Source organism: Okeania sp. SIO3I5, assembly GCF_010672085.1.
GTDB lineage: Bacteria > Cyanobacteriota > Cyanobacteriia > Cyanobacteriales > Microcoleaceae > Trichodesmium.
The window spans coordinates 1-11982 of sequence record NZ_JAAHHT010000271.1 but is presented as its reverse complement, the minus strand read 5'-3'; the positions used below and the strand labels follow the sequence as shown (position 1 = coordinate 11982).

Here is an 11982-nt window from a genome sequence, read left to right as displayed (position 1 = left end):
TGGGAAGTCAGTGCTAATTTTATAGAGCATTTGAGAAAAACCCGGTTTCTCTATTTTTTATACCGATACTACCGGATTTGATATTACTTCTGACGTTTTACTGTTAACTTTCGCATAGCACTATTATTTAACTGCCAAAGTTCGCAGACGATTTATCGCTGCAACCAACTCAAAGCGTCGGAACAAAGCTAAATCTCCTTGTGGAAAAGGAACTAAAACATCCAAACTCTTGGATTCAATATCTGCCATGACAGCATCAATAATTTCTTGTAATGTCCGATTACCATCCATATATTGTTTTTTAGCATAAACCATAGCAGCACCAATTGCCCTCAGTTGATCTTTACTAACCAATTGTTCCACTGCAGAAAGGTCAACATCTTCACTTCCAAAGACTACCTCATCAACATCTCGCACTTTTAAACGCACATCTCGTCGCCCCCGACTAGGATCTAAACTTGCTGGTAGTGGAATTCGCGCTCGAATTTCACCAAATTTTTCACCACCTTCAGCAGTACGACCAGTGGTGTATTTTTCGGCGATCTCCTTAGCTTTTTCTGTAACTTCTTGCCCTTGGAAGTTTTCCATCGCAATGATTTTATCTGCCATTTCAAAATAGTCACCACTACCACCCATAACTAAAATAGTTGAAACTTGATAATCAGTATATAACTGTCGTACCTTATCAATAAAAGGTGTAATTGGTTCCTGTTCTTTAGCAATAAGTTCTTGCATTCGGCGATCGCGAATCATAAAATTAGTAGCTGCTGTATCCTCATCCACTAATAACACAGGGGGAGTAGAAGTCGTTGCAGTTTCTGTAGTTTCAGTTTCTGTAGTTTCAGTTTCTGTAGTTTCAGTTTCTGTAGTCTCAGATTCTTCAGATTTACTATTTCCCAGACCTGCCTCCAAAGCTTCCATAATATTTGCAGCTTGAGAGGTACTACCACTAGCATTCTCAGTAGTAAACTGAGTAGTTGAACGACCTTGAGGCAACTGATTAATAAAAGGAGAAATATCTACACCCGCAACACTACGACCATCCTCCGCTCTAATTTTAATTGCTGCCGCATCTGTCACCACAAATTCACGTCCATCACCAGGAACATGATTGTACACCCCTCGTTCAATTGCTTTCAGAAGAGTAGACTTACCATGATAACCACCACCAACAATTAATGTCACTCCTTGAGGAATTCCCATACCAGAAATTTTACCTTGATTTGGGCATTCAAACTCTACTTCCAGAGAAGAGGGAGACTTAAATGGCACTACTTCCTCAGATGATAAAGGGCGATCGTCAATCCCACTCCGACGGGGTAAAATTGCTCCATTAGCTACAAAAGCTACTAAATTTTTTTCTGGTAACTGTTTCCGCAACCAATCCGTATCTTCTACAGTTTCTACATGACGGCGACAAACATCAGCGTCTAATTGTTCATATTTCAGACTCCTGTGAACAATATATGGAATATCATCACACAGCATTTCTGCTGCTTGCCTACCTAAAATTCGACGGCCACCAGCAGGTAATCCTACTATTAATCGGACTTCTACACCCTTTTGATTGCTTAATTTTACAGGTTTTGCCCTTTGTAAAGCTGGGTTTTCACCAGGAGCAAGTTTAGGAGCTGGAGGCGCTAGTTTAATCAGGTATACTGATGTCCGTTCTAGAACTTCTTGTCCCATTTTTGTAATTGCTATCATCCCACTTTTGCCTGTCCCACGCCTGGCACTGACTTCGTAGGCCGTTCTGTCAAATTTACGAGTCAGGAAATCTCGTAAGGCCATTTCCCTAATAGGAGTTTTATAAAGTTCTGGAGGAAAGCCAGAAACGGTATAAGGCACCTGTACCCGAAGTTTACTAGGGGCGGCAAAGGGGTCTCCCTGAACATAGTCAATAATTAGGGTAAAATCAGGAAATTCGTAACTACCTTGAATGTCTCTGTAGGCTTTGTAGTTACCGTTGTCTAGGTCTAATAGTTTCCGCCTGAGAGTTTGTTGATTAGTCATTTTTCAGGTGTCAGGTGTCATTTCAGTTATCAGTTATCAGTTATCAGTTATCAGTTCCTCTGGCTGTTTGCTCCGCATTCCGCAGGAAAGTCAAAGGCTTGAGACCTTATTTTTTGGTCTTTATAGATTTGATATTTGACAATTAATTTTTTAGTTGGTGCTTCTGAGAATTATTTTTAAAGATAAGAATATATACCCAATCGTAATCCAAAAGCTTACACTATAAATCTTGATTATAGTCTAATCAGATCCATTGTTTTCAAAATTATATAAATTCATGCAAATCTTTTAATTATATATTAACAGAACTGTAATGTCAATTATATTATTTGTATAAATTTTAGTTAGACTATTATCTATTCAGTTAAAATTAGATAGAGGAAGGGGTTAAATTGACTAAATAATAGGAATAAACAAGAGAAGAAAGATTTTCCTGGTTAGTAAAATCAGACAATTTTGTTGGCTTTACTGATTTTTAATATGATTTGTATTTCTTAGCGATCGCTCAATTATTGAATAAAAAATATTTGAGATTATTCAATTTTTATTTTCATACCTTGACTCAGTAATGCCTTTTGTCATACTTAAATTCCCGAAAAAAGGGATACAGTTATTTCTGACTTTATGGAAGTACATATTAGGGAGTAGAGAGTGAGATAATTGTCAAAACCGAATTGGGTATTAGACAAACAATCAGTCCAACTATCTAATCAACAGCAAAAGTGATGGAGCAATTTATTGGTAAAGTTTTACACGATCGCTACCGCATCCAATCTATACTTGGTGGTCAAACTGGTCGTAGAACTTTTCTTGCTAATGACTTACAAACAGGTTTGTTGGTTGTCGTTAAGTTGTTGCTATTCAGCCCCGACTTTACTTGGGAACATCTGAAACTGTTTGAACGGGAAACTGAAGTGCTGAAATTTCTCGAACATCCCGCTATTCCTCAATATCTAGACTACTTTGATGTGGAGATAGAGTTAGGAAAAGGTTTTGCCTTAGTTCAAACTTATATTGAGGCTAAATCGTTGTCCGACTGGATACAGTCTGGTCGTACTTTTAGCGAAGACGATATTAAAGCGATCGCTAAAGAGCTATTAAAAATTTTAGATTACCTGCATAGTCGCCAACCACCTGTTATTCATCGAGATATTAAACCCAGTAACATTTTATTAGCTGACCGCAGTGGTAATAGCATTGGGCAAGTTTACCTAATTGACTTGGGTTCAGTTCAAACGGCAGTACATGGTGGAACCCGGACAATTGTTGGCACTTATGGCTATATGCCACTTGAACAATTTGGGGGAGAAACTACACCCGCTTCAGATTTATATGCTTTGGGAGGGACTCTCATTTATCTGGCAACCGGACAACATCCCGATCGATTACCTCAAAAGCAGATGCGTATCCAGTTTGAAGAGCGGGTAAATCTCAGTCCACATCTAATCGACTGGCTCAAATCAATGACAGAACCAAGTTTAGATTTACGACTGAAATCGGTAAAACAAGCATTAGAAGCTCTAGAAAATCAGTTGACTGTTATTACCAAACCTTATGGTAGCAAAGTTCAAGTTACGAAGACCATAGAGATGTTGGAGATTTTTGTTCCACCACGAGGGTTCCATTTAGGGCTAATTTTCTTAATTTTGTTAAAAATTCCAATGTGCATTCCTATCTTTGTTGGTTATAGACAGGCTTTGGCAAATTGGTTGAATCCTGATGGATGGTTTATGGCTTTTTTTTTATTTTTATTATTGGGAGCAAATCTGGGAATGATTTGGATAATTATCTTTACTTTATTTGGAACATTTAAGCTTTGTATTACTCAATCAAAAATTTCTCGCTTTTTAGAAATATTTGGGTTGAGGTACAGGGGCACCTTGACTGCATCTCGACAGAATATTACAAAAATTGAACTCACCTCCGTTTCATATGAAATAGATTCCGAAGGAGATACTTTTGAAGTACCTCCTGAAATTAATATTTGGGCAGGAACAAAGAAATTTACACTGAATAATGATATTGGTTTGACTCCCCCTGAGCTTGATTGGCTTGCTCAGGAGTTAAGCTGCTGGCTAAATTTACCGATTACCAGGAATGAATTTTTAATGAAAAATCTTGACTCGCCAAAAAGTTAAAATTTAGGAAGGTCATTTCAGTTATCAGTTATCAGTTATCAGTACCTCTGCCTGTTTGCGCAGCATTCCGCAGGAAAGTCAGAGGCTTGAAATATTGAACCTGTTTTTTTTCATCCCCTTGAAAGGGGAGGCTTGAGACCTGATTTTTTGGTAAAAAAGCTAAGTCTTGGGAAAAGATGAAGAATGCTTAGAGGTCTTATTCCTATGAAAATAGAAGAAATTGGAAGTAGTCAAATATGATAATTCCTAACTAACAACTTCTTATATAAAATCAGGTTGAACACTTAATTAGGGCTTGCTGAAAAAGTATACGCAAGTAAGGGTAGGAGTCAGGAGACAGGAGACAGGAGACAGGAGGAATCGGGAATTTAGAGAAGGCAGGAGGAAGATTATCCCTTAATTTTTCAGCCAATAGTCAACCCTTTCATCCTCACTTTATGCAGCTCTTGATTAAGGAAACCCTTGTACTTTTTCAAGACTTGAAAAAGCTCAAACCTTTATCTTTCAATGCTTTTATATTTAATCAGCAAGCCCTAATTATATAACTGGATTCTATATCATCCCAAAATTTCAATAACTATAACGTTGCAGTTCAGGGTCTAACCCCTCATAGCGCTCCAAATATCGGGAAATATTACCGTTTGAACACTTATTATATAACTGGATTCTATATCATCCCAAAATTTCAATAACTATAACGTTGCAGTTCAGGGTCTAACCCCTCATAGCGCTCCAAATATCGGGAAACATTACCCTTTGAACACTTATTATATAACCGCACTCTATATCATCCCAAAATTTCAATAACTACAACGTTGCAGTTTGGGGTCTAACCCCTCATAGCGCTCCAAATATCGGGAAATATTACCGTTTGAACACTTATTATATAACCGAACTCTATATCATCCCAAAATTTCAATAACTATAACGTTGCAGTTTGGGGTCTTACCCCTCATAGCGCTCCAAATATCGGGAAATATTACCGTTTGAACACTTGCAGCGCTTTTCAGATTGATGAACCACATCGCCACAGCCAGAACCTTGTAGGGGACTAACCATGGTTAGTCCCTACTGTGGTTTACCCAAATGAAAACTGCTGTATTATATAACCGAACTCTATATCATCCCAAAATTTCAATAACTACAACGTTGCAGTTTGGGGTTTAACCCCTCATAGTGCTCCAAATATCCGGGAACATTACCGTTTGAACACTTATTATATAACCCGACTCTATATCATCCGAAAATTTCAATAACTATAACGTTGCAGTTCAGGGTCTGACCCCTCATAGCGCTCCAAATATCCGGGAACATTACCGTTTGAACACTGATTATATAACCCGACTCTATATCATCCGAAAATTTCAATAACTATAACGTTGCAGTTCAGGGTCTGACCCCTCATAGCGCTCCAAATATCCGGGAACATTACCGTTTGAACACTGATTATATAACCCGACTCTATGTCATCCGAAAATTTCAATAACTATAACGTTGCAGTTCAGGGTCTGACCCCTCATAGCGCTCCAAATATCCGGGAACATTACCGTTTGAACACTGATTATATAACCGAACTCTATATCATCCCAAAATTTCAATAACTATAACGTTGCAGTTTGGGGTCTGACCCCTCATAGCGCTCCAAATATCCGGGAACATTACCGTTTGAACACTTATTATATAACCGGACTCTATATCATCCCAAAATTTCAATAACTACAACGTTGCAGTTTGGGGTCTAACCCCTCATGGCGCTCCAAATATCCGGAAACATTACCGTAGGGGTTTGGTCTCCAAACCCCTATAATACCAATTTGAAAAAAAATGTTACGAATAGTAAGGGCGATAAAAATACTTTACAGGAGATATCGTGTTGGCAAAAAAGATGATTTCCAACCTAAAAATGGTATTGAAGCCATTCCCATACGATTCCTGACTCCTGAGTCCTGACTCCTGACTTCTAAAAAGTACCCTATCTACCTATCTATTTGTAGCAAACATTTATCAAACTGGTATAAAAAGTCAGGTTGAACACTTATCGTATATCTGCGGGAGATAGTTGATACGGTACAGGGGGAGATTGAATATTGAAGTCTAGGCGTTGCTGATGCGTGGGTATGATTTGTATTTTTTGATAATTGCTAAACTATTGAATAACAACTATTTCAGATTGTTCAATTTTTATTTTCATACCTTGATTCAGCAACGCCGAAGTCTAGATAGAATTATGAACATATATTTAGATAACCGGATTCTATATTACTTCTTATATCAAATCCGTTGGCTTCGGAGTAACATAATTCTGTCGTCGTTATACAATGCTTAGGGGCGAATGCCATTCGCCCCTACCACGTAAACTCTTATCTTTAAATACTGAATAACAACTATGCTACCGGATTTGATATTACTCCTCACTTCCTAATAATTTCCAGAATACCTTTATCTCCATCAAGATTAGCCTCCACTCCCACAGGTAAAGCAGCATTAGGACTATCATGGCCAAAGGGAAGGTCAGAGACAATAGGAATGTTTAGATCGGCCAAGCGATCGCGCAATACATCCTCCACAGTAAACTCAGTACGATCGATTCGTCCAGAGGAACACTGAGTAAACCGCCCCAGAGCGATACCTTTAACCTGCTGCAAAACACCAGCCATGCGCCACTGAGTCAACATTCGGTCAATGCGGTAAGGAGCTTCATTCACATCTTCTAAAGCTAAAATTGTCCCACTCAAATCTGGTTGATATTTAGTACCTAATAAATGACCAGCTACAGTCAAATTTGCTGGCATTAAGTAACCCTTTGCTTGACCACCACCCCAAGCATTTCCTTTTAAAGCTTCTAAAGGACGACCCTCCACCAAATCAAATAGTCGTTGAATTGACCATTCTGGCTCCCCAGCTAAAGTAGTTAACAATGGACCATGAACGCAGGGAAAATCAATTTTACTAAAAGTCCATAACAGAGTAGTAATATCAGAAAAACCAATCAACCATTTAGGGGTAGGTCTGGGTGGCCATTGCCAATTTTCGAGTAAGCGACTAGCACCATAACCACCTCTAGCACAGAGAATCCCACGAATATCTGGATTATTAATCGCTGCTGTTAATTGACTACGACGACTTTCATCTGTACCTGCTAAATAACCCCACTGCTTGTCATAGTCAGGGGTGAGTTCTACTTGATAACCACGCGATCGCCAAATTTCTACTCCTTTGTTCAAAGCATCTAATTCTCGTAGACAACCACTAGGTGAAATAACTTGTAGTAAGTCACCTGGTTTTAAGTAGTTTTGATTTAGCATATTAAGTATGATTATTTCTATTACCGAATAATTACAGCAATTTCGGAGGCGCGTGAGGTACAAAATTTCATTTAGTAATGAGTGGCAGTTCAACCTTCCAGGTTGTTACAGACTAGAAGTCTGAACTGCAAAGATAGAGATTAATCTTCAACTGTACCTCACCATCCTCATGCATTGCTGTAAATAATTAAATAATTAAATAATTCAGCTTTGTTAGCCTTCCCTTGGATCGGGGAAAAAGCGGTCGGCAAGTGGAGCGGTCCGTAGGATGGGATGGATGGGTTACCGGCGCCATATCCAATCAACCAAGAGAAATAAATTTTTTCCCTACCGCGTCAATCCTCTCCCTTTTAGGGAGAGGTAATTATCAATTATCAATTATCCATTATCCATTATCCATTATCCATTATCCATTATCCATTATCCATTATCCATTAATGAAGTTTTAGTCCTATTCACAATTAAAATATTACGATTTCGGTCGCCTACTCTTTCATACTTAAATTCATCAACACCTTCCATCGCTAAGTACACCCCCCAGCCACCAAGGTCTTTTTTTTCTAAAAGTTTTCTTAAAGTTTCCGCTGTAACAGTTTCTCTGGTTGTCGGGTCATACGGTATTCCAGTATCTTCAAGAACAATAGCGAGACTTTCGCGATCTATTTTAGCTTCCAGATATATATTTCCTTTTAATCCAACTTCATCATAACCATGAGTAATAATATTTGTGGCTATTTCATCTACTGCTAAACATAGTTTATATGCTCTTTTTTCTATACCAGCTTCTTGTGTTGCTGAGGTCAAATATTGACGAATTTTTTGTAAAGAGTCTTGGCTACCAGGTACTGTTAAAGGTTCCATAAATACTCCTTTTTTTGAATTTTTTAGAAATAGTTTGAGTTAATTTCTACCCACTTTTACAGCGGTTTTCATATGAATAAACCACAATGATACTGACTCCTAACTCCTAAGGACCTACGGACGTTGCTTGAGCATTAATGCGTTTTCCGTTCCGGAATGCTCCTATTCCATGTCGCTGAGCGTTAACGGAGTTGTGATGCAAGCTAAACGTCCCTACCTCCTGACTCCTGACTCCTGACTCCTGACTCCTGACTCCTAGATCATGAATTTAGTGGTCTACTCAACTGAAAAGCACTGTAATGTTACACTGCTTTTCAGATTGATGACCTCACGTCACAACCAAAACCCAGTAGGGACGTTCCATGGAACGTCCCTACTGTGGTCTACCGTGCAGGAAAACTGCTGTAAAATATCATCAAGTTATAGTCAAATATTCCACTTGATAGCCACGCGATCGCCAAATTTCTACTCCTTTGTTAAAAGCATCTAATTCTCGTAGACGACCACTAGGTGAAATAACTTGTAATAAGTCACCTGGTTCTAAGTAGTTTTGATTTAACATATTCAGTACAATTATTTCTATTACCGAATAATTAATAATTAAATAATTAAATAATTCAGCTTTGTTAGCCTTCCCTTGGATAGGGGAAAAAGCGGTTGGCAAGGGTCCCAGTCCGTAGGATGGGATGGATAGGTTACCGGCGCAAGATCCAATCTCCCTTTGAGAAATAAATTTTTTCCCTACCGCGTAAATCCTCTCCCTAAAAGGGATAGGTAATTATCAATTATCAATTATCAATTATCCATTATCCATTATCCATTATCCATGAATTAAGTTGTAGTTCTATTCACAACTAAAATATTACGATTTCCTTCTTTTAATTTCTCATACATAAACTTATCAACACTTTCATAAATCAAGAATATTCCCAACCTACCGATAGAGCGTTCTTCTAAACTTTTTTGTGTTGTTAAAGTTTCTTCTTCTAATATGTATGGATCGGTAGGATCGTAATGTTTACCTTTATCTTCAAGATAAATAGTTAAACTTTCCTCATTTATTTCAGCTTGTATCGAAATATTTCCTGATAAACCAGCTTCATTATAACCATGAGTAATAATATTTGTTGCTATTTCATCTACTGCTAAACATAACTTATATGATGCTTTCTTTTCTAAACCTGCTTCTGTTGCTGCTGACTTAATATATTTACGAATTTCTCCTAGACAATCTAGTGTTCCATCTAATGTTAATGCTTCCATAAATTCTCCTTTTTTTTGTTTTTTGGGTAAGAGTTTGAGTTCATTTCTCCGCACCGCTAACATTGTAATGTCATCAAATTGTGGAGCATCTTCCATGTAATCAAACAATTTATTTTTAATCCGCTCCATCAATTCTGATGCTGTATTAGCAGGCTTTTCCACCATTTCTTTTAGTCTATTGTCTGTAAATAACTTTCCCTCCGGAGATTTTGCTTCAGTTACACCATCAGTATAACCAATTAATATTTCTCCACGTTCTAACTTAACTTGATGAATTTCAAACTTCATATTTGGCATCATCCCCACCGCAGGCCCGCTAGAATTTAGCGTCTGTTTTATACCATCTTGATTAATAATATATAGTGGTTCATGCCCTCCATTAACATAGCTAAGTAAACCTGTATTTGGATCTAGCACCCCAAAAAATAATGTAGCAAACATACTCATTTGCCAGTGTTGTTCCGCAACATAGTCGTTAGTAAGGCGAACAGCTTGAAGAGCAGCATTATGGTGATCCAAATTAGTTGAAGTTGCAGTTGCTTGTAATTTAGTTTCCCCAACAGAAAAGATGCGAATTAAGCTGCGGAATAAAGCCATAAATAATGCTGCACCCACTCCTTTATCACAAACATCTGCTATTACTAACCCTATTTGATCATTGCCAAGGGAAAAAGCATCGTAAAAGTCTCCTGCTACTTGCTTTGCGGGATGAAAACAAGCAACTATTTCCCAATCATTCAACTTAGGAATATCATAAGGGAGGAAATCTATTTGAATTTGTCTACCCTTTTCTAATTCATGGTCAAGAGCTTTAGAATAAGTATCTAGTTCTCCATAAAGTCTAGCATTTTCTAGAACCAACCCTATTTGTTCAGCAGTAGCTTGCATTGACTCTGCCATTCTCTCAGTAAAATGATTCGGTTCAGAGTGCAATAAAGTAATAATACCACGTAAATCTTGACCATTGATAATTGGAACACCTAATGCTGAACGAACTATGTAAGGTTGATTAGGTAAAGTTAACCAGCGATCGTCGTGTTCTGTATCAGTAATTAACCCTATCTTACGGTGACGACTTACCCAACCTGCCAACCCTTTGTCTAAAACACTGCCTATTAGTTTAATCCGTTGTTCCGGGGTGACTTCAGTGCGAGAGAGAATAGCGTCTACAATTTTCTTAGATACAGGATCTAGTAAGAATAAACTTCCCTTCTCGGTAGAGGTTACATCAGCACAAACATCCAAAGTTTTTTGTAAAGCAGCTTTAATAATTCCTCCTGGCCTAGAGGAGCATCCTGTCGTTACTTCTATCAATACCTTTTGAGCTAGTCGGAAGGCTGCTATTTCATCTTGGAGTTTGGCCATCTCTTGTCGCAGCAAATCTAGTTCTTCTCTGAGGTTTTCTTCTGTAGATTCCATTGCTGATAATACTCTTAGCCTGTTAATAATGATATAGAGGTTAAGTACTGATGACTAGGAAATAATTGCTCCTTGGCCTTTTTTTCTAATTTCACGAAGTAACATAACGTTTACTTTAAAAAAGTAGGCTGGACTAACCATTTAAGCGATTTGAACCCTTAGGCTAGATTTGTGGTTAGTCATTAACGCTTGCCGACAGATACATCAACCTACCATACTATAACAGTTTACTTTTATAATTTAGGCTAGCTATAGTAATTCATGTATTGAATGAAAGTTTTCTTGAATTCTACTCCAATTTTCTGTAAATCGTGAAGCTACTAAACTCTTTGTTAATCCTTTCTCTTGGACAATTTTATGTAAGAGAGTTAGCAAATGCTAATGACAGAAAATCATGGGCATGAAATCCTAGTGAAACATCTTGATTAGATTTTAGACTATTGTATAGTTCTCTAACTTGATTTGGATAAAAAGCAGAACAACTATCGGCTAAATAAATAATATTTGGAGAGAATATTCTTAACAGTTTTTCATAAATTTTTTCCAGTTCCTCTTGGCTATATCTTGATGAATAAGTAACATTGGTTGAGATAGAGATACCAACTTCTATCGCTGCTGGAATATGTTTTTCTAGAAGTTCCCACTCATTTGGTGCATAAGCAAACCGCAATAAAGAAATCCCAGCTTGTTTAATTTTTTCAAAATCAGGTTTTTTATTCAGTCCAGAGGGATGTATCATCAGCACAAAATTTACATCTGGATATTCAGAAGTTAATTCTTTAGCAAGACTCAAGGGGAAATCGTTTGTAATCCCTAGTTTATCTGTACTACCTATGATTTTTTGGATATCTGCTATCCGATACTATTTTGCTAACAAAAGCTAACAATGCACAGTAAGATTAACCTACTGAGGGGGTATCTCCCAAAGTGATAGAAGGATGTTCTACCACGCTTTTAATCAATATTCCACGCGCTCCATTCAA

7 protein-coding genes are annotated in these 11982 nt (G+C 37.7%); 1 reads left to right on the top strand and 6 read right to left on the bottom strand.

Annotated elements, in window-relative coordinates; all coding sequences use genetic code 11:
• Positions 1-123: 123 nt before the first annotated feature.
• Entirely contained in the window at positions 124-2013 is a 1890-nt protein-coding gene (locus F6K40_RS34625) for an ABC-ATPase domain-containing protein (RefSeq protein WP_293142994.1), read from the bottom strand.
• A 725-nt stretch (positions 2014-2738) separates the two neighbouring features.
• Here F6K40_RS34625 and F6K40_RS34620 point away from each other — a divergent pair.
• Positions 2739-4151, top strand: a complete 1413-nt coding sequence (locus tag F6K40_RS34620; protein WP_293142997.1) for a serine/threonine protein kinase — start codon at positions 2739-2741, stop codon at positions 4149-4151.
• Positions 4152-6562: 2411 nt separating this feature from the next.
• Here the strand turns inward: F6K40_RS34620 and F6K40_RS34615 are convergent.
• The 5 genes from F6K40_RS34615 to F6K40_RS34595 all read right to left on the bottom strand — a co-directional run bounded on the left by F6K40_RS34615 (position 6563) and on the right by F6K40_RS34595 (position 11792).
• On the bottom strand, positions 6563-7456 hold the full coding sequence (locus F6K40_RS34615; protein WP_293142991.1) for a S66 peptidase family protein: 894 nt from the start codon (positions 7454-7456) through the stop codon (positions 6563-6565).
• Between the two features lie 420 nt (positions 7457-7876).
• A complete protein-coding gene (locus F6K40_RS34610) occupies positions 7877-8317 on the bottom strand; it encodes an ATP-binding protein (RefSeq protein WP_293142988.1) in 441 nt (146 codons plus the stop codon).
• Between the two features lie 415 nt (positions 8318-8732).
• Positions 8733-8981: a hypothetical protein gene (locus F6K40_RS41510; protein ID WP_375340622.1), complete on the bottom strand. Its 249-nt coding sequence runs from the start codon at positions 8979-8981 to the stop codon at positions 8733-8735.
• 167 nt (positions 8982-9148) lie between these two features.
• Complete coding sequence (locus F6K40_RS34600; RefSeq protein ID WP_293142985.1) at positions 9149-10999, bottom strand: ATP-binding SpoIIE family protein phosphatase; 1851 nt, start codon at positions 10997-10999, stop codon at positions 9149-9151.
• Positions 11000-11354: 355 nt separating this feature from the next.
• Complete coding sequence (locus F6K40_RS34595) at positions 11355-11792, bottom strand: beta/alpha barrel domain-containing protein (protein ID WP_293142982.1); 438 nt, start codon at positions 11790-11792, stop codon at positions 11355-11357.
• Between the last annotated feature and the right edge of the window lie 190 nt (positions 11793-11982).

Bases quoted from the DNA above. Each gene is read 5' to 3' on its own strand.
- F6K40_RS34610 (WP_293142988.1), bottom strand. From the start codon at position 8,317: ATGGAACCTTTAACAGTACCTGGTAGCCAAGACTCTTTACAAAAAATT.
- F6K40_RS34615 (WP_293142991.1), bottom strand. From the start codon at position 7,456: ATGCTAAATCAAAACTACTTAAAACCAGGTGACTTACTACAAGTTATT.
- F6K40_RS34625 (WP_293142994.1), bottom strand. From the start codon at position 2,013: ATGACTAATCAACAAACTCTCAGGCGGAAACTATTAGACCTAGACAAC.
- F6K40_RS34620 (WP_293142997.1), top strand. From the start codon at position 2,739: ATGGAGCAATTTATTGGTAAAGTTTTACACGATCGCTACCGCATCCAA.
- F6K40_RS34600 (WP_293142985.1), bottom strand. From the start codon at position 10,999: ATGGAATCTACAGAAGAAAACCTCAGAGAAGAACTAGATTTGCTGCGA.